Origin of the sequence: Pseudomonas sp. 7-41, assembly GCF_021233075.1 — a bacterium.
Taxonomy (GTDB): domain Bacteria; phylum Pseudomonadota; class Gammaproteobacteria; order Pseudomonadales; family Pseudomonadaceae; genus Aquipseudomonas; species Aquipseudomonas veronii.
The window spans coordinates 3,582,264-3,607,462 of record NZ_CP089551.1 but is presented as its reverse complement, the minus strand read 5'-3'; the positions used below and the strand labels follow the sequence as shown (position 1 = coordinate 3,607,462).

Annotated in this window: 24 protein-coding genes; 12 read left to right on the top strand and 12 right to left on the bottom strand. The window is 60.0% G+C overall.

Annotated elements, in window-relative coordinates; translation table 11 throughout:
• Nucleotides 1–59: 59 nt before the first annotated feature.
• Nucleotides 60–1,625 carry an alkyl hydroperoxide reductase subunit F gene (gene ahpF / locus LQ249_RS16000; protein ID WP_057004171.1) on the top strand — a complete coding sequence of 522 codons (1,566 nt, stop codon included), beginning with the start codon at nucleotides 60–62 and terminating at the stop codon, nucleotides 1,623–1,625.
• 129 nt (nucleotides 1,626–1,754) lie between these two features.
• Here the strand turns inward: ahpF and LQ249_RS15995 are convergent, their stop codons facing one another.
• Nucleotides 1,755–2,750 (bottom strand): aldo/keto reductase, encoded by a 996-nt coding sequence (locus tag LQ249_RS15995; RefSeq protein ID WP_057004170.1) that lies wholly within the window; start codon nucleotides 2,748–2,750, stop codon nucleotides 1,755–1,757.
• A gap of 105 nt (nucleotides 2,751–2,855) precedes the next feature.
• On the opposite strand from LQ249_RS15995, the gene LQ249_RS15990 reads away from it, so the two are divergent.
• Nucleotides 2,856–3,752, top strand: coding sequence for a LysR family transcriptional regulator (locus tag LQ249_RS15990; protein WP_108524183.1), 897 nt, complete (start codon nucleotides 2,856–2,858; stop codon nucleotides 3,750–3,752).
• Nucleotides 3,753–3,995: 243 nt separating this feature from the next.
• Here the strand turns inward: LQ249_RS15990 and gloA are convergent, their stop codons facing one another.
• Nucleotides 3,996–4,517, bottom strand: coding sequence for a lactoylglutathione lyase (gene gloA, locus LQ249_RS15985; RefSeq protein WP_046383530.1), 522 nt, complete (start codon nucleotides 4,515–4,517; stop codon nucleotides 3,996–3,998).
• A gap of 198 nt (nucleotides 4,518–4,715) precedes the next feature.
• On the opposite strand from gloA, the gene LQ249_RS15980 reads away from it, so the two are divergent.
• The gene (locus LQ249_RS15980; RefSeq protein ID WP_232565624.1) at nucleotides 4,716–5,252 is read left to right on the top strand and encodes a DUF4946 domain-containing protein; all 537 of its coding nucleotides are present in this window, start codon (nucleotides 4,716–4,718) and stop codon (nucleotides 5,250–5,252) included.
• A 115-nt stretch (nucleotides 5,253–5,367) separates the two neighbouring features.
• On the opposite strand, the gene LQ249_RS15975 is transcribed toward LQ249_RS15980, so the two are convergent.
• The 3 genes from LQ249_RS15975 to LQ249_RS15965 form a co-directional block, all read right to left on the bottom strand.
• Nucleotides 5,368–5,730 (bottom strand): histone-like nucleoid-structuring protein, MvaT/MvaU family, encoded by a 363-nt coding sequence (locus LQ249_RS15975; RefSeq protein ID WP_017846297.1) that lies wholly within the window; start codon nucleotides 5,728–5,730, stop codon nucleotides 5,368–5,370.
• Between the two features lie 196 nt (nucleotides 5,731–5,926).
• Nucleotides 5,927–7,468 carry an EAL domain-containing protein gene (locus LQ249_RS15970; RefSeq protein WP_057004168.1) on the bottom strand — a complete coding sequence of 514 codons (1,542 nt, stop codon included), beginning with the start codon at nucleotides 7,466–7,468 and terminating at the stop codon, nucleotides 5,927–5,929.
• Between the two features lie 47 nt (nucleotides 7,469–7,515).
• Complete coding sequence (locus LQ249_RS15965; RefSeq protein ID WP_046383527.1) at nucleotides 7,516–8,430, bottom strand: LysR family transcriptional regulator; 915 nt, start codon at nucleotides 8,428–8,430, stop codon at nucleotides 7,516–7,518.
• 78 nt (nucleotides 8,431–8,508) lie between these two features.
• Between LQ249_RS15965 and LQ249_RS15960 the strand changes: the two genes are divergently transcribed.
• The 3 genes from LQ249_RS15960 to LQ249_RS15950 all read left to right on the top strand — a co-directional run bounded on the left by LQ249_RS15960 (nucleotide 8,509) and on the right by LQ249_RS15950 (nucleotide 12,144).
• Nucleotides 8,509–9,432, top strand: coding sequence for a DMT family transporter (locus LQ249_RS15960; protein ID WP_232565623.1), 924 nt, complete (start codon nucleotides 8,509–8,511; stop codon nucleotides 9,430–9,432).
• Nucleotides 9,433–9,677: 245 nt separating this feature from the next.
• Nucleotides 9,678–10,754 carry a 4-hydroxyphenylpyruvate dioxygenase gene (gene hppD / locus LQ249_RS15955; RefSeq protein WP_017846293.1) on the top strand — a complete coding sequence of 359 codons (1,077 nt, stop codon included), beginning with the start codon at nucleotides 9,678–9,680 and terminating at the stop codon, nucleotides 10,752–10,754.
• A 175-nt stretch (nucleotides 10,755–10,929) separates the two neighbouring features.
• Nucleotides 10,930–12,144, top strand: a complete 1,215-nt coding sequence (locus LQ249_RS15950) for a dermonecrotic toxin domain-containing protein (RefSeq protein ID WP_232565622.1) — start codon at nucleotides 10,930–10,932, stop codon at nucleotides 12,142–12,144.
• Nucleotides 12,145–12,197: 53 nt separating this feature from the next.
• Here LQ249_RS15950 and rarD read toward each other — a convergent pair whose 3' ends face one another.
• From rarD to LQ249_RS15935, 3 genes are all read right to left on the bottom strand, one after another.
• Nucleotides 12,198–13,079: an EamA family transporter RarD gene (gene rarD, locus LQ249_RS15945; RefSeq protein ID WP_057004165.1), complete on the bottom strand. Its 882-nt coding sequence runs from the start codon at nucleotides 13,077–13,079 to the stop codon at nucleotides 12,198–12,200.
• A gap of 159 nt (nucleotides 13,080–13,238) precedes the next feature.
• Nucleotides 13,239–14,249 carry an aldo/keto reductase gene (locus tag LQ249_RS15940; RefSeq protein ID WP_232565621.1) on the bottom strand — a complete coding sequence of 337 codons (1,011 nt, stop codon included), beginning with the start codon at nucleotides 14,247–14,249 and terminating at the stop codon, nucleotides 13,239–13,241.
• A gap of 81 nt (nucleotides 14,250–14,330) precedes the next feature.
• Nucleotides 14,331–15,233 (bottom strand): LysR family transcriptional regulator, encoded by a 903-nt coding sequence (locus LQ249_RS15935; RefSeq protein ID WP_046383522.1) that lies wholly within the window; start codon nucleotides 15,231–15,233, stop codon nucleotides 14,331–14,333.
• Nucleotides 15,234–15,334: 101 nt separating this feature from the next.
• Here LQ249_RS15935 and LQ249_RS15930 point away from each other — a divergent pair, with 101 nt between their 5' ends.
• Entirely contained in the window at nucleotides 15,335–16,039 is a 705-nt protein-coding gene (locus LQ249_RS15930; protein WP_126588408.1) for an SDR family oxidoreductase, read from the top strand.
• A gap of 38 nt (nucleotides 16,040–16,077) precedes the next feature.
• On the opposite strand, the gene LQ249_RS15925 is transcribed toward LQ249_RS15930, so the two are convergent.
• Nucleotides 16,078–17,388, bottom strand: a complete 1,311-nt coding sequence (locus LQ249_RS15925) for an MFS transporter (protein WP_017846287.1) — start codon at nucleotides 17,386–17,388, stop codon at nucleotides 16,078–16,080.
• Between the two features lie 161 nt (nucleotides 17,389–17,549).
• Between LQ249_RS15925 and LQ249_RS15920 the strand changes: the two genes are divergently transcribed.
• The 5 genes from LQ249_RS15920 (at nucleotide 17,550) to LQ249_RS15900 (ending at nucleotide 22,553) form a co-directional block, all read left to right on the top strand.
• The gene (locus LQ249_RS15920; RefSeq protein ID WP_046489470.1) at nucleotides 17,550–18,656 is read left to right on the top strand and encodes a sugar diacid recognition domain-containing protein; all 1,107 of its coding nucleotides are present in this window, start codon (nucleotides 17,550–17,552) and stop codon (nucleotides 18,654–18,656) included.
• Between the two features lie 91 nt (nucleotides 18,657–18,747).
• Nucleotides 18,748–19,890, top strand: a complete 1,143-nt coding sequence (locus tag LQ249_RS15915) for a glycerate kinase (RefSeq protein WP_232565620.1) — start codon at nucleotides 18,748–18,750, stop codon at nucleotides 19,888–19,890.
• A 99-nt stretch (nucleotides 19,891–19,989) separates the two neighbouring features.
• Entirely contained in the window at nucleotides 19,990–21,264 is a 1,275-nt protein-coding gene (locus LQ249_RS15910) for an AAA family ATPase (protein ID WP_232565619.1), read from the top strand.
• Complete coding sequence (locus LQ249_RS15905; protein ID WP_158683852.1) at nucleotides 21,261–21,980, top strand: hypothetical protein; 720 nt, start codon at nucleotides 21,261–21,263, stop codon at nucleotides 21,978–21,980. Before LQ249_RS15910 ends, LQ249_RS15905 begins: the two co-directional genes overlap by 4 nt.
• Nucleotides 21,981–22,040: 60 nt before the next feature.
• Nucleotides 22,041–22,553 (top strand): GNAT family N-acetyltransferase, encoded by a 513-nt coding sequence (locus LQ249_RS15900; protein WP_104903231.1) that lies wholly within the window; start codon nucleotides 22,041–22,043, stop codon nucleotides 22,551–22,553.
• Here LQ249_RS15900 and LQ249_RS15895 read toward each other — a convergent pair.
• From LQ249_RS15895 to ccoN, 3 genes are all read right to left on the bottom strand, one after another.
• Nucleotides 22,550–23,242, bottom strand: coding sequence for an aspartate/glutamate racemase family protein (locus tag LQ249_RS15895; RefSeq protein WP_046383518.1), 693 nt, complete (start codon nucleotides 23,240–23,242; stop codon nucleotides 22,550–22,552). The genes LQ249_RS15900 and LQ249_RS15895 overlap by 4 nt on opposite strands.
• Before the next feature lie 90 nt (nucleotides 23,243–23,332).
• Nucleotides 23,333–23,542, bottom strand: coding sequence for a cbb3-type cytochrome c oxidase subunit 3 (locus LQ249_RS15890; protein ID WP_046383517.1), 210 nt, complete (start codon nucleotides 23,540–23,542; stop codon nucleotides 23,333–23,335).
• The gene (gene ccoN, locus LQ249_RS15885) at nucleotides 23,542–24,969 is read right to left on the bottom strand and encodes a cytochrome-c oxidase, cbb3-type subunit I (protein WP_017846282.1); all 1,428 of its coding nucleotides are present in this window, start codon (nucleotides 24,967–24,969) and stop codon (nucleotides 23,542–23,544) included. Before ccoN ends, LQ249_RS15890 begins: the two co-directional genes overlap by 1 nt.
• Nucleotides 24,970–25,199: the final 230 nt, after the last annotated feature.

The following is a 25,199-nucleotide window of genomic DNA, read 5'->3' as shown; positions in this document are numbered from 1 at the left end:
AACGCCCGGGCGAGATTCGCTCGGGCGTTTTTTTTACCAAATTCAAAGGAGTCGCCCGTATGTTGGACGCCAATCTTAAAGCTCAGTTGAAGTCATACCTGGAACGGGTCACCCAGCCGATTGAGATCGTCGCCTCCCTCGATGACGGCGCGAAATCCCAGGAAATGCTTGCACTTTTGCAGGACGTAACCAGCCTCACCACGCTGATTACCCTGAAAACCGAGGGTGACGATGCGCGCAAGCCCTCGTTTTCCATCAATCGCCCGGGTGCCGAGATCAGCCTGCGTTTTGCCGGCATCCCCATGGGGCATGAATTCACTTCGTTGGTGTTGGCCCTGCTGCAAGTCGGTGGCCACCCGTCGAAGGCCAGTGTCGAAGTGATTGAACAGATTCGCGCGCTCAAAGGCGAGTTCAGCTTCGAGACTTACTTCTCGCTGTCATGCCAGAACTGCCCGGACGTGGTCCAGGCGCTGAACCTGATGGCCGTGCTGAACCCGAACATCAAACATGTGGCCATCGACGGCGCGCTGTTCCAGGCCGAAGTCGATGAGCGCCAGGTCATGGCCGTGCCAAGTGTCTACCTCAACGGTGTGAACTTCGGCCAGGGCCGCATGGGCCTGGAAGAAATCCTCGCCAAGCTCGACACCAGCGGTATCGAAAAAGCCGCCGAGAAGATCAGTGCCAAAGCGGCATTCGATGTGCTGGTGGTCGGCGGTGGCCCGGCCGGTTCGGCGGCGGCTATCTACGCTGCGCGCAAAGGTATCCGTACTGGTGTGGCGGCCGAGCGTTTTGGCGGCCAGGTGCTGGACACCATGTCCATCGAGAACTTTATCTCGGTACAGGAAACCGAAGGGCCGAAACTGGCCGGCGCGCTTGAAGCTCATGTGCGTCAGTACGACGTGGACATCATGAACCTGCAGCGTGCCAGCAGCCTGGTGCCGGCGAAAAATGCCGGTGACTTGCACGAAATCCGTTTTGAAAGCGGTGCGACGCTCAAGTCGAAGACGGTGATCCTGGCTACCGGCGCCCGCTGGCGTGAAATGGGCGTTCCGGGCGAGCAGGAATACAAGGCCAAGGGCGTGTGCTTTTGCCCGCACTGTGATGGCCCGCTGTTCAAGGGCAAGCGCGTAGCGGTGATTGGTGGCGGTAACTCCGGCGTCGAAGCGGCCATCGACCTGGCCGGCATCGTCAGCCACGTTACCTTGCTCGAGTTCGACAGCAAGCTGCGGGCTGATGCTGTGTTGCAACGCAAGCTGTTCAGCCTGCCGAATGTCGACGTGATCACCAGCGCACTGACCAGTGAAGTTAAAGGCGATGGCCAGAAAGTCACCGGCCTGGTGTACAAGAATCGCGACAATGGTGAGTTCACGACCATCGGCCTGGAAGGCATCTTTGTGCAGATCGGTTTGTTGCCCAACACCGATTGGCTCAAAGGCACCGTCGAACTGTCGCCCCGGGGCGAGATTATTGTCGATGCGCGTGGCGAAACGTCACTGCCGGGTGTATTCGCTGCCGGTGACGTGACCACTGTGCCGTACAAGCAGATCGTGATTGCGGTGGGCGAGGGCGCCAAGGCTTCGCTGAGCGCGTTCGATCACCTGATCCGGACCTCGGCGCCGGCCTGAAGTCCGCGCCGTAAATAAAAAACCCCGTGTGTAAACATGGGGTTTTTTATTTCAGGATGGTTTCGGTAGCGTATTTTGCTGGGCTACGCCACTGCCCGATACACAAGGTCTGCACCTTCAGTGCGGGTTTTATTTCTGAGACATCACCTCAAACGCTGCCGGGTATCGGTTGCCCGAGATGTTTTCGGGCGAGAACGTCGCTTCGAGCCAGGTGCATTCCTCTTCGGTCAATTTCAGGCGGGTCGCGGCGACGTTCTGCTCCAGATGTTCGAGGCGTTTCGCACCGGGGATCGGAATGATGTCGTTGCCCTGGGCCAGCACCCAAGCCAGGGCGACTTGCGCAGCGCTCACTCCTTTTGCGGCGGCGATTTCTTCGATCACGCTCACCAACCTGCGGTTTGCCTCGACGTGCCCAGGCTGGAAGCGCGGCAGATTGTGTCGGAAATCTCCCGCTTCCAGCGTGGCGGTAACGGGCGCCTTGCCGGTCAGGAAGCCGCGGCCGAGCGGGCTGAACGGCACGAAGGAAATGCCCAGCTCGCGGCAAGTGTCGAGAACGCCATTGGTTTCGACATCACGCGTCCACAGAGAATATTCGCTCTGTAACGCGGTGATCGGGTGGATGGCGTGGGCTCGGCGCAATGTCTCGGCAGAGACTTCGGAAAGGCCGATCGCGCGAACCTTGCCCTCGGTGACCAGTTCGGCCATTGCTCCGACACTTTCTTCGATGGGCACCGCTGGGTCGACACGGTGCAGATAGTAGAGATCGATGACGTCGGTATCGAGGCGCTTCAGCGAAGCGTGCGCGACGGCCCGGGCATTTTCGGGACGGCCATCCGTTCCGGTGATTTCACCGAAATCGTTCCGATCCCGGTTGTAGATGAAGCCAAACTTCGTCGCGATGACCACGCGTTCCCGATACGGCTTGAGCGCCTTGCCCAGAAGTATCTCGTTGCGATACGGACCATAAACCTCGGCAGTATCGAAGAAGGTTACGCCAAGTTCGACTGCACGATGCAGTGTCTGGATTGAACTGGTTTCATCTTGGACGCCATAGGCCTGGCTCAGTCCCATGCAGCCCAAACCGATGGCCGAGACGTCGATTTTGCCTAATTTGCGATGTTCCATAACGTGTTCCTCTGTGAAGTTAGCCGGAATACGAACAGGGTAGAGCGAGCGACTAGCACTGATAACCCGTGCAAGCGAGATTGTGTTGATCTAAAATTTAGAACAATGGACAGAACACAGCTCTCCCAACTCGTCGTTTTCGTCGCCGTCGCCAAGACAGGCAGCTTTCGCGCGGCGGCCGATCAACTCGGCATCGCGCCTTCTGCGGTCAGCCATGCGGTCTCCACGTTAGAGGGCGCCTTGGGGCTGCGCCTATTGGCAAGGACCACACGCTCGACACGCCCGACAGAGGAGGGCGAACGCCTTCTGGCACGGGTCACAGGCCCTCTCGCCGAAATCGAAACCGGGTTCGCGGAAGTTACGGAGGATGCTGTTGCGCCTTCTGGTCCCTTACGGATCACGATGCCGCTCCTCGCTGTCCAGGAAGTCATCATGCGTCGACTGCCGGCATTCGTGGCGCTCTATCCTGCGATTGAGCTCGACATTCGCGTTTCGGATACGTTTGAGAACATAGTCGAGGAAGGGTGTGACGCCGGGATCAGGCTCGGGGAGAGCCTGGAGATCGACATGATCGCGGTACGTGCTGGTGGGGCACGGCGCGGCATGATCGTTGGGGCCCCGGCTTACTTCGCCGGGCATCCCAAACCTCTGCACCCCCGCGACCTGGCCGCACACAACTGCATCCGCCGCAGGTTCCAGAGTGGCCGTATCTACCGCTGGGAATTGGAGCGCGACGGGCATGCCATCAGTGTCGGGGTGAACGGCAATCTGATCCTGCCACAGCAGGAACTGATGAGGCAGGCCGCCCTCGACGGCATTGGGCTGGCTTTTTTGTTTGAGGAAAGCGTTTTGGCCGATGTCCGCGCAGGCAGGCTGATTTCCGTCATGGAAGAATGGTGTCCACCCTTCGATGGCTTTTATATCTACTATCCTTCCCGGCGACTGATGCGTCCTGCATTGCGGGCCTTCATAGAATTCTTCCGTTATGGAGAGTCTGCGTAACACGCCATTCGCGGCACGCTTGGGGGTTGCGCGATGACGTCCGCCGGCCTGGGTCGTGTCATTGCGATTGCCGGGGCCTGGTTCTGACATGCCCACGCGTGCAACCGCTGCACACCCATATGGCCCCCAGCCCACCAAAGCGCCAGTGCTTCAGTGAGCGGAGGGCTGCGCCGTGTAGGTTTTCTTGGCGTCTCATGTCCTCACGCTAGGCGTGGCATCGGACATTTTGATGGCGTCGGATTTTTACAGCGGCGTGGGCTGAATGATCTCAACCCAGTAAGCGTCCGGGTCCTTGATGAACGCCAGGCTTTTCATGCGGCCATCGCTCAGGCGCTTCTGGAAGTCGCAGCCCAGGGCTTCGAAGCGCTCGCACGCGGCCACGATATCCGGCACCGAAATGCAGATATGGCCAAAGCCGCGTGGGTCGGTGTTGCCGTTATGGTAGGCGAAGTCGGCGTCGTTTTCGGTGCCGTGGTTGTGGGTCAGTTCCAGGACGCCTGGGATCGAGTTCATCCACTGGGTACGCTCGGTGGCGTCTGCGGGGATCAGGGCCTTGTCCACCAGTGCGAGGAAGTACAGGCTGAATTCGGCTTCCGGGAAGTCGCGCTTTTCGAGCAGCGAGAACCCGAGGACGCGGGTGTAGAAATCCAGGGATTTGGTGATGTCCTTGACCCGCAGCATGGTGTGGTTGAACACGAAGTTCGACGTGGCGGTGTCAGGCTGGGCGGTGACGCCCGGGAAAGTGTTCAGATCGTGCAGGCTCATGGGCCCTCCAGAAAAAAATGGGGCAAACGCGGCGTGAGATGAGCGGTGCGTTCCCTTGGCTTGCGGCAAGCATTCGTGCGGCTGGGCCATGATACGCAAGGCCCGCCCGCCGCGCCAAATGAAAAAGCCCACGCAGGCCTTGCGAGCCGCAGGGGCTGGGCCGCAAACTTCGGCGCTTGAACCTGGGATGTTTTTGTAATGAGCGAATGTCGTACAGCGTTGTTGAGCACGTTGTGTTTGTTATTGGGTAGCCCTATGGCGCTGGCGGCCGAACCGGAAATTCACTGGCCCAGCGGCTGGCAAATCGAGGAAGTGGAGCCTGCCGGGGAGACGCCCGCCAACACTCAACCGGTGTCTCGGCAACGGGCAATCAAGAATGATGAAAATGGCGCGACACTGATGGTCATGGAGTTGACGGGCACGCCGATCGAGGCCGGGCATGCCGTCAATCTTGAGGGCGTGTTACTGGAAATGCGCAAGTCCATCCAGAAAGACTTTGCCCAGGGCGGCTATCAAAGTGTGTGCAGCAAGATGCATCCTACAACATTGAGTCGTCTTGAGGCGCTAGAAACTACTTGTGTGATTACCGAGAACGGCCGCCACGTACTCTCGCAAACATTGGTGGGCGCTGTTGATACCGATAAAGCCTTTGTTTTTTCATACGCAGGCCAGGCGCAAGCATACGAAGCGAGCAAGGATGAAGTCCGTTCGGTGCGCGACAGCCTGAAACTTTGAAAAGGCCCCACGGTAAGCGTTTTTGAACAAAGTGAAATGTTATTTAAGTTCGCATTCGAACGTTTAAACAAAAAAAGCCCCGCTGTTGCGGGGCTCTTTGCAAGTGCGTTGTCGATCAGCCGCGAAGCCAGGAATCTACAGTGGCAGCGCCGTACTGTTCTTTCCAGGCTTTCAGGCCGCGGTGGTTGCCGCCTTTGGTCTCGATCAGTTCGCCGGTGTGCGGGTTCTGGTAAACCTTGACCACGCGTGCGCGACGCTGTTTTGGTGCGGTGGCGACCGCTGCGGCCTTGCCTGGGTTAGGGTCAAGGATGGAAATGATATCGCGCAGGCCCTTGCCATAGCTCTTCATCAACGCTTGCAGCTTTTCTTCGAATTCGATTTCTTTCTTCAGGCCAGCGTCGTTCTTCAGGGATTCCAGCTGGGCAAGCTGCTCTTGAAGGGCTTTTTCTGCTGCGCGAAATTCGGCGAGTCTGGACAAAATCTTTACTCCAATAGTGTATTTGGCTGATATCAACTGCAGATAACGCTATAAGCCAAGAGCTGTAAGGCGACTCAAGAAAGAAGCCTTCCTGCGAGTTCTGCACAGGTATGAAAAATTGTAGTAGTTAATCCGTCACGAGTAAATCATGTCTTTAGCTAATTAACACTCTTTCATCGGCGCGGTAGATGGCTATTCAATGGCTGATCAGGGATTTAATGAACTCATCGCAGGGCAGCGGGCGCCCGAACAGGTAACCCTGCAGGAAATCCACGCCTTGTGCCGCCAGGTATTCACATTGCTCGATTGTTTCCACGCCTTCGGCAACGATGCCCAAGTCGAGCTTGCCGGACAGCTCTATGATGCTGTCCAGAATATGCCGCGAGAGTGCATCTACACCGATCATGGCGACAAAGCTTTGATCGATCTTCAAGTAGTCGACATTGAAGTTGCGCAAGTAGGCCAGGCTGGAGTGACCGGTACCGAAGTCATCGATTGCAATCATCACGCCCAGTTCATGCAGCGCATCGAACAGGCGGCGGGTGATGTCCGTAGGGTTGATCAGCTCGCGCTCGGTCAGTTCCAGCACCAAGGTTACCTGGCCAGGCGGGAAGGCCGCGAGAAACTCGCGACAGTCCTGCACCAGGGCCAAGTCCTGGCAATGACGCGCGGTGATATTCACGCCGATATGGAAACCACGGGGAAAACGCTCGGCATGCGGCGCCAGTTGCGCTGCCGTCTGGCGCAGCAGCGCGCGCGTCATGGGTACGATCAGGCCGCAATCCTCGGCCAGCGGAATGAACAGGTCCGGCCGCACCAGGCCTTCCTTGGGGTGGTTCCAGCGCATCAAGACTTCGCAGCCGGCCCACTCGCGCGTATCGCCGCGTACCACCGGCTGGAAATAGGCGACGAACTCATTGGCACCCAGGGCCCGTTGCAGCTCGTGGGTCGGGGCCGACGAGCGTTTCTGCAGCCAGTGAGCCAGCACGCCCGCCAGTACACCGAAGAACACCACCAGGCTGAACAGCGCCGGGTAACGCTCTTGCATATAGCGCCAGGTTTCCCCGGCCGGCAGGCCGGCGTCGACACTGTAGTGATAACGCGGCGACACCAGATGGTGATGGGCCACGGCAAATACCGGTAGCGCCGTGTCCTGCACCTTGCCGTCAGCGCCCATCCAGTGCGGCCCGACCTGCAGGACCAGCTCTGCGTGGCGGCTGATCAGGCGCAGGGCGTTGGTCAGGTGGTAGCCGTCAATCGACGCAAAGGCGCCTTGATCGCCGTCGACCAGGCGGTATACCAGCAGCGCGGTATCCGGTGTGACCGGATTGCCATCCATCAACCACAAGCGCCCATCGACATAATCGCCCGGGTTGACCTGCGATTCATAACCACCGCCGAACAAGGAACTGCAATAGATGTTTTTCTGCCAGGACAAGGTGGTTGCCCGGACAAACGGCCGGCGCGTGACTTGCTCGCGCAGTGCCAGCTGCACGCCGCTGTCACAGGGCTGGCCGGCCAGTGGCAGCAAGGCCTGGGCGGCGAGGGCGGTGTTGTCGAGCATCAGGTCGAACTGGCGCACCGCTTCCTGGGCCATCTGCGCGGTACTTTGTTGCAGCGTGCGTTCAGCCTGCCAGTGCAGGATGAGTATGCCCAGGCCGATTGGCAGCAGCGCGCTGAGTGCGCTGATCAGGTAGCGGGTGGCGCGTTTTTGCGGGCCGTTGACGGTCAGGGGCATGGGGCGAACGGTCTGTGGTGGGAGGCGGAACGCCGCAAGGCGCAGGATTAACTCGATGATAGATGGCCGGGCTCAATTAAGCTCGCCGCGGCAGAGAAATCCACGCTTTGTGCAACTTGAATAAAGGCCAGGGTCGCCGGCGTCGACTGGCGTTGATCCAGCACCGCCAGGCCAACTTCGCGGCTGACCGGCGGCGACAGCGGGCGCACGGTGTAGCGCGCATCCGGCGTTTCGGGCAGCGACGCCTGCGCCACCACGCTGACGCCGTCGCCGCGACTCACCGCCTCCAGGGTGCTGAGCAATTGCGAACAGCGATAACGCACATTCGGGGTCAACCGGGCGCTGTCGAACAGTCGCGAAACCAGTTCCAGCGAGCCAGCTTCGGTGAGGATGAACGGGTCAGTGCACAGCGCCTTCAGTGCCACGCAAGGGCGTTCGGCCAAGGGGTGGGCGGCGGGCAAAAGGGCGACCATCTGGTCTTTGAACAGCGCAAACGTATCGAATCGCTCGTGCTCCAGTACCACAAACCCGACGTCGATACGCCGCTCATCCAGCCATTGGATCACTTGGCGATCCGGGCCTTCGTCGACATGCACTTCAATGCCCGGATGCTGCAGCCGATAGCGCTTAAGAATGCGCGGCAGCAGGCGATTGGATGAGGTGGGGCCGAAAGAGCCGATGCGCAGCGTACCGCGTTTCATCCCGCGCGCGTCGCAGGCTTCCTGCTGCAAGGTGTCGGCCACGCCGAGCAACGTGCGGGCGCGCATCAGCAGTTGCCGGCCGATGTCGCTGAGCTCGATTGGGGACTGATGGCGTCGAAACAACTCCACCCCCAGCTCTTGCTCCAGGGCTTTGATCGCATGGGACACGGCAGACTGACTGATCCCCAGGCGAAGGGCCGCACTGGTGAAACCTTGCAGTTCGGCGACCCGCGAGAATATTTCCAATTGCGTGAGGGTCATGAGTATTTACTCATTTTACGATGAATGATCATTAGCTGGAGGATACGCCAATCCTACAGGCCACAGAGCAACCCGCCGATGACATCTTCCTCCGACCGCTCGACTTATCTGAAGCTCACCGCTGTGACCATGATCTGGGGCGGGACCTTTGTGGCCGGCCGCTACCTGGCGACCGACCTTGACCCGCTGCTGGCCGCGACCCTGCGTTTTCTATCGGCGAGCGTTGCACTGTTGCTGTTCATGGCCTGCGCACGCGTGCGCCTGACTCGCCCTGACGCCAGGCAATGGGTGCGCCTGGCCGTGCTGGGTTTTTTCGGCATCTTTTTCTACAACCTGTGCTTCTTTTACGGCCTGCATTACATCAATGCATCGCGAGCCTCCTTGATCGTGGCCCTAAACCCCGCAGTGATCGGCGTGGCTTCATGGTGGCTGTTCAAGGAGCGCCTGGGCGCGGCCAAGTGGCTGGGGATTGCCTTGTGCCTGGTCGGCGCGGGCACGGTGATTGTCAGCCGCAATCCCCAACTGCTGCAGGCCGCAGCCAACGCGTGGGTCGGCGATTTACTGATCTTCGGCTGCGTGGTGGGGTGGGGCGTGTACTCATTGTGTTCCCGTGAGCTCAATCACAGCCTGGGCGCGTTGCAAACAGTCACGTGGTCGATTCTGCTGGGGACAGTAATGCTGACGGCCACCACCCTCATCAGTGGCAGGATCAGCCTGAATGCGCTGGCCGCCGTGCATTGGCCGCAACTGTTCAGCCTGTTGTACCTCGGGGTGCTGGGCTCGGCGCTGGCGTATATCGGCTGGTACGACGGCATCCGCCGAATCGGCGCGACCCGCGCCGGTGTGTTTATCGCGCTGAATCCGCTGACCGCCGTCATTTGCGGCGCGGTGTTGCTGGATGAGCGACTGACTCTGCCGATGCTGTTGGGCGGCGCGGTGATCCTGCTCGGTATCTACCTGTGCAACAAACCCCTTGCTCCGAGCAGGCCAATGGGGATTTGATAAGAGTGCGGACAAACACTGTTACGCTGTGTAGAATCGATTTACGCATACAAGAATATGGACTTGCGCTCACGCAAGCCTCAGCCGTCAGAGACTGATGTACCCATGAAGCTACTCGGCTCCCCCCTCATCTTCGGTGACTTCCTCGCCCGCAGCGTGCGAGGTCTCTCGTGTGCGCCTCCCTCCCACTTCATCCTTGCTGGCAATTGACATCCGTTCATCCCAAGAATGAAGAGGCGCCGAAAATGGCTGACCAATACGAAAACCCAATGGGCCTGATGGGCTTTGAGTTCATCGAATTCGCATCACCCACCCCAGGCACCCTGGAGCCGATCTTCCAGATCATGGGCTTCAGCAAAGTCGCGACCCACCGTTCCAAGAACGTTGACCTGTATCGCCAGGGTGAGATCAACCTGATTCTCAACAATGAACCCAACAGCATCGCCTCCTACTTCGCGGCCGAGCACGGCCCATCGGTGTGCGGCATGGCGTTCCGTGTGAAGGACTCGCAAAAGGCCTACAACCGCGCCTTGGAACTGGGCGCCCAGCCGATCCATATCGACACCGGGCCGATGGAGCTGAACCTGCCGGCGATCAAGGGCATCGGCGGCGCGCCGCTGTACCTGATCGACCGTTTTGGCGAAGGCAGTTCGATCTACGACATCGATTTCGTCTACCTCGAAGGCGTAGAGCGCAACCCGGTCGGTGCCGGCCTCAAGGTCATCGATCACCTGACCCACAACGTGTATCGCGGGCGCATGGCCTACTGGGCCAACTTCTACGAGAAACTGTTCAACTTCCGTGAAGCGCGCTATTTCGATATCAAGGGCGAGTACACCGGCCTGACCTCCAAGGCCATGAGCGCCCCGGACGGCATGATCCGCATCCCGCTCAACGAAGAGTCGTCCAAGGGCGCCGGGCAGATCGAAGAGTTCCTGATGCAGTTCAACGGTGAAGGCATCCAGCACGTGGCGTTCCTCACCGACGACCTGGTCAAGACCTGGGACGCATTGAAGAAGATCGGCATGCGCTTCATGACCGCGCCGCCGGATACCTACTATGAAATGCTCGAAGGTCGCCTGCCGAACCATGGCGAGCCGGTGGACCAACTGCAAGCGCGCGGCATCCTGCTCGACGGTTCGTCCATTGAAGGCGACAAACGCCTGCTGTTGCAGATTTTCTCGGAAACCCTGATGGGCCCGGTGTTCTTCGAATTCATCCAGCGCAAGGGTGATGATGGCTTCGGCGAGGGCAATTTCAAGGCGCTGTTCGAGTCCATCGAGCGTGACCAGGTGCGCCGCGGTGTACTGAACACCGACTGATCACCTTCTTGTCACAACAAGCCCGGTCGAGGTCGCCTCTGCCGGGTTTTTTTGTACGCCAGGTGTGAGGAACTGTATTTCGAACCGCGTCCACAAAGATGGCAGGGCCGCAGGAAACCTCCTGTGCCTTGATGCAGGGATGCCGAACTTCAGTAGTCACGTCGGGATACATTTTATGATCAATACATCCTATGCAAGCCAACATCCGCTTACCCCTTACGCGCAAAACGAGCCCGCAGTGTCCACTCGCCGCATCCGCTCGACCAGCGACTCGGACCCAGTCGACCAGGCGTTTCAAAGCTACATGGACCGCATACAGTCAGAGTTCCGCGACGGTTCGCTGAGTGCCGGCGGGCGAGCGCTGGCGACTGCCGTCGTAAGGCCTGGCAAACCGGGAGCACCCGGTGTGCAGGTGTCGACCTTTGCCGTCGATGGCGCGCAAGCCAAAGACATCGTCATGGCCAAGCGCACGCCGGCGACCGCCGAAGGGCCGAACTTTCTGATGTATTTGCCGGAGCAAGAAGGTCAGTCGTTTCACGCATTCAACACCCGTGAAGAAATGACAGCCTCGCTCAAGGCGGCGCTCAGCGATCCAAAGAAGGTGGACCAGCTTGCCGCACACTTCTCCAGTGACGCGGCGCCAAAGCAAGTGGAGCGGGTCAAGCAGGTGCTGGGGAAATTTGCCGCGGGCGATATCAATGCGGTGGTCGGCAGTTATGGGTATGAGAAGGGGGACATCTTTACGCGTCTGGACAAAGACGCCAGCACCCCGCCGGTGCCCGTCAACGGCCTGACCGACACGCGCCTCCACAGCCTGTCGCCGGATGGCAAGGCCACCTACATCGGGACACGCGAGGATGGCAATAAGGTGATTTACAATTATGACGCTTACGGCAACCTGCATGGCGGTAGCAAGGATGGTCTCTACTTAGTGCGTAACGGGCTGAACAATAACGACCCGCTCGTACTGATGACGCCTCAGGAATACAAAGCGGATGTCGGCAATCTGATCCTGAGCAATGTGGGCGCCAATGATCTGAATGGGCTCTACGGCGAATTCCTCAAGCAGCTCAGAAACCCAGGCCATGGCCTGGGGACGGCGCTGGAGGCGTTGGGCGTTCCTGAAGACGTGGCTTATTCTATCGAAAAAATCGCCAAGAACCCGGTCACAGGCACGTTGCTCGAGCTGAACCAGGGCAATCGACTGGGCAATCTGTTTGGCGTCAAGAAAGAAGTGATGGATGCCTCCCTGGAAGAGGTAGGCAATCAAGTGCAGAGCGACATCCCGTTCTACGGCTCAGGGCGCGAGCGACTGAACGCCTTGGCCGACATGTTGGAAAAGCAATTCGGCACGCCTGTTCAGCCAACAGTCCAGGTGCAAACCCGCTGAATGGCGGCGCAGCCCTGAGCAGGAGGGCATGGATGCGCCCCACGCTCTCGCGCTTATGCCCTGCGTTGGCGCACCAGGTGCTTGAAGCCTTCGTACACCAGCACCATCACCGCCAGCCAGATCGGGATGTAGGTCAGCCATTCGCCCGTCTTGATACCTTCACCCAGCAGCAACGCCACCCCCAGCAGCAGGACCGGCTCCACATAACTGAGCAACCCGAACAGGCTGAATGCGAGCAAGCGGCTGGCAATGATATAGCTCACCAGCGCCGAGGCACTGATGACGCCCAGCATCGGGATCAATGCGTACAGTTTCGGATGGGCCGCCATCACCGCAAAGCCCTGTTCGCCGCTTTGCACAAACCACCAGGCCACCGGCAGCATCAGCGCCATGTCCAGCCACAGCCCGCCCAAATGGTCGGTGGTCAGGTATTTGCGCACCACGAAATAGACCGGGTAGCCGATGATCACCACCAGCGTGGCCCAGGAAAAACCACCGGCCTGATACAGTTCGTTAAGCACCCCAAGGGCTGCAAAAAACACCGCGATCTGTTGCAGCCGCGACAAGCGTTCGCCGTACACCAGGCGTCCGGTCAGCACCATGGTCAGCGGCAGCAGGAAATAGCCCACCGACACATCCAGGCTGCGCCCATTCAGCGGCGCCCACATGAACAGCCACAATTGCACGCCGAGCAGCGCCGAGGACACCACGATGCCGCCGATCAGTCGCGGCCTGGCCGCCAGCATCCGCAGCACGTCCCATACCCGTCGCCATTCGCCGCTGATGAGCATGAACACCGTCATGCACGGCACGGTGAGTAACATGCGCCAGCCGAAAATCTCCAGGCCACTCAAGGGCGTCAGCAGCGACGTGAAGTAATACATCACGGCAAACAACACCGAAGCCAAGACCGATAACACAACACCTTTAGACACGCTGTCCTCGCGAAAACCGTTGGATACAAAAGAGGGGGGATTTCAGCAGGGGAATATAGTGCTTTTGGCGTCAGAGGGTGGCTCTGTTTTGGGGCGTTTCATCCAGGTTTTGCTCACTGCCCTCGGCAGAAGGGCAGTGAACTGCAATTTTCCGGGGGGTTACGTGCGTGCCATGCGGCCCGACACAAAGTGACCGACATCATTGAAGCCCGGGGTGGACGAGTGCCCCGGCGTCACCAGCGAGTCGATAAAGGCCTCGTCCTCAGCCGTGAGCTTCACATCCAGTGCGCCGGTGTACGCATCCCACTGCGCTTCGGTGCGCGGGCCGACAATCGCAGAGCTGACGGCCGCGTTGTTCAGTACCCAGGCGATTGCGAATTCGACAATCCCCACGCCACGTTCTTTGGCGTATTGCTGGATTTGCTGGGCAATGCGCAGCGACTCGACCCGCCATTCGGTTTCCAGAATACGCTTGTCCTGCCGCGCGGCGCGGCTGCCGGCCTCGGGCGTGGCCTCGGGTGCGTATTTTCCGCTGAGTACGCCACGGGCCAGTGGGCTGTAAGGCACCACGCCCAAGCCATAGGCGGCTGCGGCGGTGATCTGTTCGATCTCGGCCTGGCGATTGACGATGTTGTACAGCGGCTGGCTGATCACCGGCTTGTCCACGCCCAGGCGCTCGGCCACGCGAATCACTTCGGCAATGCGCCAGCCGCGGTAGTTGGACAGGCCCCAGTAACGGATCTTGCCCTGGCGAATCAGGTCGCCGATCGCCGATACGCTGACCTCCAGCGGGGTGTTGTGGTCTTCGCGGTGCAGGTAGTAGATATCCAGGTAGTCGGTGTCGAGGCGGGTCAGGCTGGCTTCCAGTGCATTGAAAATACGCTTGCGGCTCAAACCGCTGCGGTTGGGCAAACCGTCCGGTGGGCCAAAGCCGACCTTGGACGCCACCACCCAATCCTGACGCTGGCGGGCGATGGCTTCACCGACCAGCTCTTCCGAACGTCCGCCTGTATAAACGTCTGCGGTGTCGATGAAGTTGATGCCCTGGTCCCAGGCCTTGTCGATGATGCGCAACGAGTCTTCGGTGTTGGTCTGTTCGCCAAACATCATGGTGCCCAGGGTCAAGGCGCTGACCTTCAACCCGGATTGGCCCAACGTGCGATAAATCATGCAAAGCTCCTCAAATCAGGAAAACGTGTGCCATGCAATACCAGACTCGCAGGCTCTGGGACAAGCCCTGGGCGTGTTTCTTCATACGCTCAGCAGCGTCCGGCAACGTGTCTGGAGGAAGCGATGCAACACTTTCACCCGTTCCGACACTTGCAGGCGATGGGGGCACATCAGATTGAAGGGCGTGGGTTCGCCCTGCCAGTCGGTCAACAGTGGCACCAGGCGCCCGGCCTGGATGTCGCTGGCGATATCCAGGTTGGCTTTATAGGCGATGCCATGCCCGGCCAATGCCCAGCGCCGCACGATTTCGCCGTCATCGCTCAAATAGTCGCCCGTCACCTCGACTTCCTGCAGCTCGGCGCCTTGGCGGAAGTACCAGGTGTTGTTGGCCCGCCCCTGGCGCATGTAGCGCAGCGTATTGTGTTGCGCCAGTTCTGCCGGCGTGCTCGGTGCGCCATGGCGCGCGAGGTAGGCGGGGCTGGCGCAGGCGATGCGGCGGTGGTCCGGCACCACTGGCAACGCCACCAGGCTGGAGTCACGGGGTACACCGAAGCGCAGGGCGATGTCGACAGTTTCGCGGAACAGGTCGGCGTTACTGTCGTTCAGCAACAGTTGAACGCGGATGTTCGGGTGCTCCAGCTTGAACTCATCCAGCCAGCCCAGCAGCACGTTGCGCCCGAAATCCGAAGGCGCGGCCAATTGCAGCCAACCGCTGAGGCTTTGGCCTTGTTGCTTGATCGCCTGTTCACCTTCGGACAGGGCTTCCAGGGCCACGCGCACGCTGTCCAGATAGCGTCGGCCTTCCTCGGTCAGGCGCATGCTGCGGGTGGAGCGCGCCAGCAGCCGTATGCCCAGGCGGGTTTCCAGGCGCTTGAGCGCAATACTCGCGGCGGCCGGCGTGAGGCTGAGGCTGCGCGCGGCCGCCGACAGGCTGCCGGTGTCGGCGCTGCGCACGAAGACTTCCAGGTCGAGAATCGAGCTCATTTGTAAAAATCCTTTAAATATCTTGTCGTTTTACCGGGATTTTTCGCTGATTGCCAAGCTGGGAAGATGAACGCTCATTTTTTGACCCAGGATCTTTCTCCATGACCCATTCCCTCAGCGGTAAAACTGTCATCGTTATCGGCGGCAGCAGCGGCATTGGCGCGGCAGTGGCCAAGGCGGCAGCCGCGCGTGGCGCACAGGTGGTGCTGGCCGGACGGCGTGTGTCCTCCGGCGTCGATAACGGCGTGCGCAGCGAACCGGTGGACGTCACCGACAGCGCCTCCCTGCAACGCCTGTTCGAAGCCGTGGGGCACTTTGATCATCTGGTCTATACCGCCGGCCCGTCGGTGCGCGCCAAGAACCTGATCGACACCGACCTGGACGAAGCCCAGGATAATTTCAACGTTAAACTCTGGGGGTCGTTGCGTGCGATTCAACGGGCGCTGCCGTTCCTCGACGAGCACGGCAGCATCAGCCTGACCTCCGGTCAACTGGGACGCAAATTGGCGCCCGGTCAGTTCATCAAGACCGGTATCAATGCCGCCACCGAAGCGCTGGGCAAGCAATTGGCCAAGGAGCTGGCACCGCGTCGGGTGAATGTGATCAGCCCTGGCGTGATCGACACGCCGGCGTATGCCGGGTTGGACGACACGCAGCGCCTGGCGATGTTTGCCAAGGTGGAGGGCGCATTGCCAGTAGGTCGCGTCGGGGAGGCCGCCGAAGTGGCGGCGGGGTTTGTGCTGGCCATGGAAAATGGCTTTATGACCGGCGCCGTGATCGATATCGACGGCGGCGGCCAGTTGTAAATCCCCAACCCAGAGTAGGAGCAAGTCTGCTCCAACTGTCAGACTTTGAGGGTGCGGGTCATACGCAGTGCCAACACACTGCCGCCGACGATCACCGCCGCCAGCAGGTACAGCGCGATATCCGTGGACCCGGTGGCATCCTTCACAAAGCCGACGATGTACGGGCTGAGGAAGCCGGCCATCTGGCCCATCGAGTTGATCAACGCCAGGCCACCTGCCGCCGCGCCCGCACTGAGCATGGCGGTGGGCACCGGCCAGAACATCGGCAGGCCGGTGAGGGCGCCCATGGTGGCGATGGTCAGGCCGAGAATGGCGATGGCCGGGGTGGTGGCGAAATTCACCGCGATCACCAGGCCCAGCGCGCCCATCAACATCGGCACTACCAAATGCCAGCGCCGCTCCTTGCGCAAGTCGGCGGAGCGGCCCACCAGCAACATGAACACCGCGGCCAGCAGGTAGGGGATCGCGCTGAGCCAGCCGATCACCAGGTTATCGCTGAAACCCAGGTTCTTGATGATCGACGGCAACCAGAAGTTGATCGCGTAGACGCCGCTCTGAATGCAGAAATAGATCAAGCCGAACGCCCAGATCGCCGGGTTCTTGAACACTTCGGCGAGGGAATCGGTGGTGGTTTTCGGCTTGTTCGCCAGGTCAGTCGCGTGGTCGGCTTCCAGCATTGCGCGCTCATGCGGTTGGAGCCATTTGGCGTTGGCAAAACTGTCGCTGAGCAGGAAATAGGCGAGGGCGCCCAGGATTACGGTCGGGATGCCTTGCAACAGGAACATCCACTGCCAGCCGGCGAGCCCGCCTTGGCCGGCGCCGAAGTGGTTGAGTATCCAGCCGGAAAACGGGCTGCCCAACAGGCCGGACACCGGAATCGCCGACATGAACAACGCCATGATCCGCCCACGGCGGAACGTCGGGAACCACTGCGAGAGATACAGCACCACACCGGGGAAGAAGCCGGCTTCGGCGGCACCGGTCAACAGGCGCAACGTATAGAAATGCGTCGGCGTGGTGACGAACAGCAGGCAGGTAGACAGCGTGCCCCAGACGATCATCATCAAGGCAATCCAGCGCCGCGGACCGAACTTGGTCAGCGCCAGGTTGCTCGGCACGCCACACAGCACGTAGCCGATAAAGAAGATCCCGGCACCCAGGCCGTACACGGTTTCGCTGAACTTCAACGCATCGAGCATCTGCAACTTGGCAAAGCCAACGTTCACCCGGTCGAGGTAGTTGAACAGGTAGCAGATAAAAATGAAGGGGATCAGGCGCAGGGTAATGCGCTTGTAGATGGCGTTTTTATCGTCATCGGTGGCCAGTGGTGCAACGGCGCTCTGTGACATGGGAGTCTCTCTTTATTATGATTTTTTGCGATGCGAGGGTAACGTTGATCGCCCCATGAGTCTCGGCCACCTGGCGGGGTGCTGTCTTTGTGCTCGCGCACAGTGAAGCATCCTTTGCGCTGTGCCGATGAACAACCGCCGCTTTCAAGGAAATTAGCCCCATGTTCGAGCTGGATCATGACCTGGCGCAGGATATCGTCGATCGCACCATGGCGATCCTGCCGCATAACGTCAACGTCATGGACAGCCAGGGCCTGATCCTCGGCAGCGGCGAGCCGGAGCGCATCAACACGCGGCATGAAGGCGCGCAACTGGTGTTGGCCAACGGCCGCGTGGTGGAGATCGACGGGCAGACCGCCAAGCACCTCAAGGGCGTGCAACCGGGCATCAACCTGCCGTTGATGCACGACCAGCGCCTGATCGGCGTGCTCGGCATTACCGGCGAGCCGGAGGGGCTGCGCACGTATGCCGAACTGGTACGCATGACCGCAGAAATGCTGGTCAGCCACCGGCATCAGCAAGCCGAGCAACAATGGCGACGCCAGCGCTGCGACGATCTGTTGGCGTTGCTGCTGGCCGACACTGGCGACTCGCCACGCCTGGTGGATGAGGCGCAGCAACTGGGGCTCAAGCCGCAGATGGCGCGCACGCCGTATCTGTTCGAGTTGGGGGCGGGGCAGACGGCGGAAGCGTTGAGTGCCTGGTTGACGTCGCGCTATCCGGACAGCTGGTGCGTCAGCTCCGCGCAGTATTCGCTGCTATGGTGCCGGCCGGCGGCGGTGCCGGTGGACAATCCGCGCCTGCTGGAAAAGCTCGAAGGCCTGGGCTGGACGATTCTGCGGGTGGCGGTGGGCGGGCAAGCCGATGGCTTGGCGGGGTTGCGTCGTTGTTATCGACGCGTGGGCGACCTGCTGGCCTACGGCCGCGATGTCCTGCCGCATTCACGGCTGCTGACCCTCAACCGCTATCGCCTGCCGGTGATGCTCTGGCGGCATCGCAACGACGATGCCCTGGACGAATTGCTCAACCCGCTGCGAAAAGTGCTGGCCAAGGACAACAACGGCCAACTGCAGGCGACCTTGCGCAGTTGGTGCGAACACGACGGGCAAAGCCAGGCGTGCGCCGATGCGCTGGGCATTCACCGCAACAGCCTGCGCTACCGCATGGAACGCATTGCCGAACTCAGCGGGGTCGACCCGTTGACGCTGGATGGCATGCTCGCGCTGTACCTTGGCGTCCAGCTGCTGCCCCAGGTTTTGTCGGAATGACCAACAAGCCGGGTTCGCACTTGTGCATCGGACCAGCGTCATTGCCGCTGCCAACTGGCAGCATGGGCGGCATAAAAACCGGAGAACGCCCATGAAAATCATCATCGCCCCCGATTCGTTCAAGGACAGCCTGAGTGCCGAAGGCGTCGCCCAGGCCATTGCCGAAGGCTTGGCGCAGGTCTGGCCGGATGCACACGTGGTCCAGTGCCCGATGGCGGACGGTGGTGAAGGCACGGTGGAGTCGGTACTCGCCGCCTGCCAGGGCGAACTGCGGCACCAGTCGGTGAAAGGTCCCTTGGGCGCTGCGGTTGACGCGCATTGGGGCTGGCTGGCCGACAGTCACACCGCACTCATCGAAATGGCCGAAGCCAGCGGCCTGCAATTGGTGGCGCCGGGGCAGCGCGACGCGTGCTCCACGACCACTTTCGGCACCGGCGAACTGATCCGCGCGGCCCTGGACGCCGGTGCCCGGCGCATCATCCTGGCGATTGGCGGCAGTGCCACCAACGATGGCGGCGCAGGCGCGATGCAGGCACTCGGCGTGCAGTTGTTCGATGCCGAGGGTCACCCTCTGGCACCGGGCGGCCTGGCTTTGGCCCGCCTGGCGCGGATCAGCCTGGAACAACTCGACCCGCGCCTGGCCCAGGTGCGCTTTGAAATCGCCGCCGACGTGAATAACCCGTTGTGCGGCCCCCATGGCGCCTCGGCGATTTTCGGCCCGCAAAAAGGCGCCGATCCGCAGCAGGTCGAACAACTCGACGCGGCCCTCGGCCATTTTGCCGACCACTGCGCCAAGGTCTTGCCCAATGACGTGCGCGACGAACCCGGCAGTGGCGCCGCCGGTGGACTGGGGTTCGCCGCCAAGGCCTTCCTCGGGGCGCAGTTCCGTGCGGGGGTGGAGGTGGTCGCCGAACTGGTCGGCCTCGACGAAGCGATACGCGGCGCCGACCTGGTGATCACCGGTGAAGGTCGTTTCGACGCCCAGACGTTGCGCGGTAAAACACCCTTCGGCGTGGCGCGCATCGCCCAGCGGCACCAGGTCCCGGTGATCGTGATCGCCGGCACGCTGGGTGAAGGCTACGAGCAGATGTACGCCCACGGCGTGGATGCAGCCTTCGCCTTGCCGTCCGGGCCGATGAGCCTGGAGCACGCCTGCAGCGAGGCACCGCGCTTGTTGCGCGAGCGAGCGGCGGATGTTGCGCGGCTGTGGCGCGTGGCCCGGCGCAGGGAATAGCGGTAACCGTCGGCGCAGTGACATAGCTGTCGATAATTACTATGATCCGTGCACTCTTTAAAGACTGGCCGATCTGGCCAGACACGTCGGAAGCCGATCATGCAGATCAAGCGTTTTACCCTCGTCAATTTCCGTGGCATCGAGAAGATGGAGCTCGATTTTGAGGGCAAGAAGACTGTCGCTTTGGTGGGCGTCAATGGCGTGGGCAAGTCTTCGATTCTGGATGCGTTGGCGATAACGTTGTCTAGTCTGACGGCTCGGATGGTTGGTCAGCCGTCCAAGTCACGGTCGATCTCTAAAGAAGACATCAAGATCGGAGCCGACTACACGCGGTTACATGTCGAAACCAAGCTATTTGAAAACTACGACGTCGATTGGGCAATTGCTCTGAATCGCAAAGGCGGCAAGCATCCCAGTGACCGTAGTAGTGATTTGTCTCGATTAAACGATGTCGCAGACGGCGTTGAGTATGGAATAGGTCAGTACGAGTTCATCGGCGGAGAGTCAATCGAGTTGCCATTGGCGGTTTACTACGATGTACACCGTGCAGTACTGGACGTACCGTTACGCGTTCGCGAGCACTTGGCAAATGCCATTGCTGAGGGGTATGACGACGCACTTGGCCATGGTGGTGCTGACTTCAAGCGATTTTTCATTTGGTTTCGCAATCAGGAAGATCTCGAAAATGAAAATAGTCGAGATATTCCAGGCTATCGGGACCCAGAGCTTTCCGCGGTACGCAGAGCGATCGAAACGTTTACCGGGTTCAAGGATGTTCGGGTTCGCCGCAAGCCTGCGTTGAGAATGACTGTTCTCAAAGGTGAATTCGAATTCAACGTCCTGCAACTTTCAGACGGTGAGAAATGCCTGCTGGCAATGGTCGGCGATTTGGCTCGCAGACTCACATTGCTCAATCGCGAAGTGCCTGACCCATTGAAAGGAAAGGGTGTTGTCCTTATTGATGAGTTGGATCTGCACCTCCATCCAGGCTGGCAACGCACCGTCGTCGCCAATTTGGAAAAAACCTTTCCCAACTGCCAATTCATCATTACCACTCACTCCCCACAAATACTGGGAGAATTACCTGCTGAATCGGTGATGCTGCTCAAAGACGGTCAGTATCTAGGCCATCCAGAGCGCTCACTGGGGCTTCGCAGTGGTGAGGTGATCGAAGAACTGATGGACGGCTTGTCACAAAACCTAAACGTCAGTCAGCAACTCAGAAAAATCTACCGCAATCTTGACGACGATGATCTTGAGTCGGCCCAGTCTCACCTTGCGCAATTGCGCGAAAAGGTCGGAAAAATTCCTGATGTCCTTGAGGCTCAAGCGAGCATTGATTCATTGAGGTCGTTAGAAGAGGGCGAGGCGTGAGGTCTATCAAAAAGGGCGCAGAACCGCGCGCGTTGATTGAATGGCGAAGGGAAAACCGTGATACACCGCAAAATCTCTTTTATGGCAAAGGCAGCAGCTTTCCTAGCGAGGCGGTTCGCCAAGCGCTATTGAAGGAGCAATTTCATTTATGCGCCTACACGTTGCGTCGTTTGCCGACAGCGGCAGAATGCCAGGTTAAGAATCAGGGCACACAATTCAGTTGCCATATTGAGCATATTCTTCCCCAGCACCCTTACAGGGCTGACAGCATCGTCTACACAAATATCGTGGCGTGTTATCCATCCAGCCAAACCAAAACGGTTTGCGGTTATGGCGCGGTGGCGAAGGAAGATTATGACCCGGCAAAAAAGCCCTTTATTTCTCCGTTGACTGCAAATGTAGAGCGGCATTTCCGGTTCACCCGTGATGGGTATGTCGAAGGGCTTACACCTGAAGCGATCGCAACAGTCGAGGTCTTGAACCTCAACCATCCGACGTTGGTCAATGATCGATCCGCGGTTATCAAAGGTCGATTGCAGCCACGTGGCAGCTATATTTCAGCGGCGATGGCCAGGCGTTTGGTTGAAGAGATCGATACGCCAGATAACCAACAGTGCCTCCCCGAGTACTGTCAAGCGATCAAACAACAGGCTCAGCTTCACGCACAACACCTTGAAAAACGAGCGGTTCGTGTACGTGGTCAAGTGAGGCCTTGAACTCAACCCGCATAAGCCGCGAAACTGGCCGGCCACTTGTCTTTCAACGGATGAAACACAATGCACGCACCTGAACCCCATATCGTGATCCAGCGCTTTACCGAGGCCCATCTTGAAGGTGTCGCCGCGCTCTACAACGAGCCGGCTGTGTGTCGTCAGGTGCTACAGATGCCGTTCCAGTCCGTCGAGGCGTGGCGCAACAAGCTGGTGACAGATAATGAGCGGCGTCTGCAACTGGTGGCGCTGCATGGCGGGGAAGTGGTCGGCCAGCTCGGCCTGGAACAGTACCTGCGCGTGCGTCAGAGCCATGTCGGTTCGTTCGGCATGGGCGTGACGCCAGCCTGGCAAGGCAAAGGTGTAGGCTCTCGCCTGTTGACGGCCGCGTTGGACGTGGCCGACAACTGGATGAACCTGCACCGCGTGGAACTCACGGTGTATGCCGACAACGAAGCGGCCCACAACCTGTACCGCAAATTCGGCTTCGAAGTGGAAGGGCTGCTGCGCGATTACGCCCTGCGCGACGGTGTCTTCGTCGACACCCTGAGCATGGCGCGCCTGCGCCGCTCGGCTTAGTCCCGTAACGCAAACGCCACCGCTGCCTGCGCATGCAGCACCGTGGTGTCGAGCAGCGGCAGGTTGCTGTGTTCGGGTTTGATCAGCAGGCCGATTTCCGTGCAGCCCAGGATGATTGCCTGGGCGCCGCGTGCGGCCAGGGATGCGATCACGCGCTGATAGACCTGGCGTGACGCCTCGCTGATCACGCCGACGCACAATTCCTCATAGATGATCCGGTGGACGGCCTGGCGCTCGTTCGCATCGGGCACCAGCACGTTCAGGCCGTGGGCGGCCAGGCGCGAGGTGAGAAAGTCCTGTTCCATGGTGAACGCGGTGCCGAGTAAACCCACGGTCAGGGTGCCGGCGGCGACGGCCGCGGCACCTGCGGCATCGGCAATATGCAGAAAGGGAATCGACACCGCCGCTTCGATCCGCGGCGCCACCAAATGCATGGTGTTGGTACACAGCACCACGCATTCGGCCCCCCCGGCTTGCAGGCGGCGCGCGGCATCCTCGAGGATCAGCGCGGCGTCGTCCCAGCGTCCGGCATGCTGGGCCTGTTCCACCGGGCCGAAGTCCACGCTGTACATCAGCAGTTGCGCCGAACGCAGCGGACCGAGCTGGTCGCGCACGCGCTGGTTGATGATGCGGTAGTACTCGGCGCTGGATTCCCAGCTCATGCCGCCGATCAGGCCGATGGTGTGCATGCGATGCTCCTGACAAGAAATATCGCATCACCTTACCCATCGGCCGCCGAATAGTCATACGCAGTTGCGCGCCAAATCAGCGGAGCAGTTTCACATATCCAGATTGCCCCAGCCCGGCCTGGCTTGCTCCGCTGCCACCGCGTGGATCTGTTTGCCGGTGGCCAGCTCCACCCGGCGCGCCACCTCCGGGTCGTCGGCGAACGGAATCAAACTGGCCTCATCCAGCGTCTCCTCGGATTGACCGCGCAAACAGTACTCCACCGCGCCATACAGGCACACCACCATCAGAAAGCTCCACATCAGACGATCCTCGCGTCAAGCTGCGCAACCCGCAAGTCGGCGACCCGCACCGTGCGCCAGGTGTTGTAGGCCATCAGCAGCATGCCGCTGAGAAACAACACGCCACCGGCAAAGCGCACCACAAACCCCGGATGGCTGGCCTGCAAGGCCTCGACAAACGAGTAGGTGAGGGTGCCGTCATCGTTGATCGCACGCCACATCAGGCCCTGGGTAATGCCGTTGACCCACATCGAGGCGATGTACAGCACGGTGCCGATGGTCGCCAGCCAGAAGTGCAGGTTGATCAGCGTCACGCTGTGCATCTGCTGGCGGCCGAAGACTTTCGGGATCATGTGGTACAGCGAGCCGAAGGTGATCATCGCCACCCAGCCCAACGCGCCGGCATGGACGTGGCCGATAGTCCAGTCAGTGTAGTGGGAGAGGGCGTTGACGGTCTTGATCGCCATCATCGGCCCTTCGAACGTCGACATGCCGTAGAACGCCAGCGACAACACCAAAAAGCGCAGGATCGGGTCGCTGCGCAACTTATGCCAGGCGCCCGACAAGGTCATCATGCCGTTGATCATGCCACCCCAGCTCGGCGCGAGCAGGATCAGCGACATCGCCATGCCCAGCGACTGCGCCCAGTCCGGCAGCGCCGTGTAATGCAAGTGGTGCGGACCGGCCCAGATGTACAAGGTGATCAGCGCCCAGAAATGCACGATGGACAGGCGATAGGAATACACCGGCCGTCCGACTTGTTTCGGCACGAAGTAGTACATCATCCCCAGGAAACCGGTGGTCAGGAAAAAGCCCACGGCGTTATGCCCGTACCACCATTGCACCATCGCATCGGTGGCGCCGGAATACACCGGGTAGGACTTGAACCAGTCCACCGGAATCGCCAGGTGGTTGACCACATGCAGCATGGCGATCACCAGGATGAACGCGCCGAAAAACCAGTTGCCCACGTAGATGTGCCGGGTCTGGCGGCGTACCACGGTGGTGAAAAACACAATGGCGTAGGCCACCCATACCACCGTCATCCATACCGCGCCGGAGAATTCGATCTCGGCGTATTCCTTGGTGGTGGTGTAGCCCAACGGCAGGCTGATCAACATGATCACGATGACCGATTGCCAACCCCAGAAGGTAAATGCGGCGAGCTTGTCGGAAAACAGCCGCACCTGGCAGGTGCGCTGTACCGCGTAATAACTGGCGGCGAACTGTGCGCTGCCGGCGAACCCGAAGATCACCAGGCTGGTGTGCAACGGTCGCAGTCGGCCAAAAGTCGTCCAGGGCAAATCGAGGTTCATTTCCGGCCAGACCAGCTGCGAAGCGATCCACACGCCCATGGCCATGCCCACCACGCCCCAGACGATGGTGGCGATCACGAATTGGCGGACGACCTTGTAGTTATAGGCCTGTCCGATTGTTGCTGTGCTCATGCTCAGTCCTCCCACGGTTCCAAGTGGCAGGCACTGTAGGAAGTGTGGGTAAAACAAAACAGACTCAGAAAAAGCTGATTACTACGGATCAGTTTATTCGGCGTGAAAGCACGGCTTATAGCCCATCTGATCCGCTTTTTAAGCCTGCACCTGAATCTTTAATGCCCTGCGCCGCAGGCGCATAGTCGCCCCCCTAGAAGCCGCGCCCTGGGACGCGGCCAACCCTGATG

Bases quoted from the DNA above. Each gene is read 5' to 3' on its own strand.
- ahpF (WP_057004171.1), top strand. From the start codon at position 60: ATGTTGGACGCCAATCTTAAAGCTCAGTTGAAGTCATACCTGGAACGG.
- LQ249_RS15995 (WP_057004170.1), bottom strand. From the start codon at position 2,750: ATGGAACATCGCAAATTAGGCAAAATCGACGTCTCGGCCATCGGTTTG.
- LQ249_RS15990 (WP_108524183.1), top strand. From the start codon at position 2,856: ATGGACAGAACACAGCTCTCCCAACTCGTCGTTTTCGTCGCCGTCGCC.
- gloA (WP_046383530.1), bottom strand. From the start codon at position 4,517: ATGAGCCTGCACGATCTGAACACTTTCCCGGGCGTCACCGCCCAGCCT.
- LQ249_RS15980 (WP_232565624.1), top strand. From the start codon at position 4,716: ATGAGCGAATGTCGTACAGCGTTGTTGAGCACGTTGTGTTTGTTATTG.
- LQ249_RS15970 (WP_057004168.1), bottom strand. From the start codon at position 7,468: ATGCCCCTGACCGTCAACGGCCCGCAAAAACGCGCCACCCGCTACCTG.
- LQ249_RS15965 (WP_046383527.1), bottom strand. From the start codon at position 8,430: ATGACCCTCACGCAATTGGAAATATTCTCGCGGGTCGCCGAACTGCAA.
- LQ249_RS15960 (WP_232565623.1), top strand. From the start codon at position 8,509: ATGACATCTTCCTCCGACCGCTCGACTTATCTGAAGCTCACCGCTGTG.
- hppD (WP_017846293.1), top strand. From the start codon at position 9,678: ATGGCTGACCAATACGAAAACCCAATGGGCCTGATGGGCTTTGAGTTC.
- LQ249_RS15950 (WP_232565622.1), top strand. From the start codon at position 10,930: ATGATCAATACATCCTATGCAAGCCAACATCCGCTTACCCCTTACGCG.
- LQ249_RS15940 (WP_232565621.1), bottom strand. From the start codon at position 14,249: ATGATTTATCGCACGTTGGGCCAATCCGGGTTGAAGGTCAGCGCCTTG.
- LQ249_RS15935 (WP_046383522.1), bottom strand. From the start codon at position 15,233: ATGAGCTCGATTCTCGACCTGGAAGTCTTCGTGCGCAGCGCCGACACC.
- LQ249_RS15930 (WP_126588408.1), top strand. From the start codon at position 15,335: ATGACCCATTCCCTCAGCGGTAAAACTGTCATCGTTATCGGCGGCAGC.
- LQ249_RS15925 (WP_017846287.1), bottom strand. From the start codon at position 17,388: ATGTCACAGAGCGCCGTTGCACCACTGGCCACCGATGACGATAAAAAC.
- LQ249_RS15920 (WP_046489470.1), top strand. From the start codon at position 17,550: ATGTTCGAGCTGGATCATGACCTGGCGCAGGATATCGTCGATCGCACC.
- LQ249_RS15915 (WP_232565620.1), top strand. From the start codon at position 18,748: ATGAAAATCATCATCGCCCCCGATTCGTTCAAGGACAGCCTGAGTGCC.
- LQ249_RS15910 (WP_232565619.1), top strand. From the start codon at position 19,990: ATGCAGATCAAGCGTTTTACCCTCGTCAATTTCCGTGGCATCGAGAAG.
- LQ249_RS15900 (WP_104903231.1), top strand. From the start codon at position 22,041: ATGCACGCACCTGAACCCCATATCGTGATCCAGCGCTTTACCGAGGCC.
- LQ249_RS15895 (WP_046383518.1), bottom strand. From the start codon at position 23,242: ATGCACACCATCGGCCTGATCGGCGGCATGAGCTGGGAATCCAGCGCC.
- LQ249_RS15890 (WP_046383517.1), bottom strand. From the start codon at position 23,542: ATGTGGAGCTTTCTGATGGTGGTGTGCCTGTATGGCGCGGTGGAGTAC.
- ccoN (WP_017846282.1), bottom strand. From the start codon at position 24,969: ATGAGCACAGCAACAATCGGACAGGCCTATAACTACAAGGTCGTCCGC.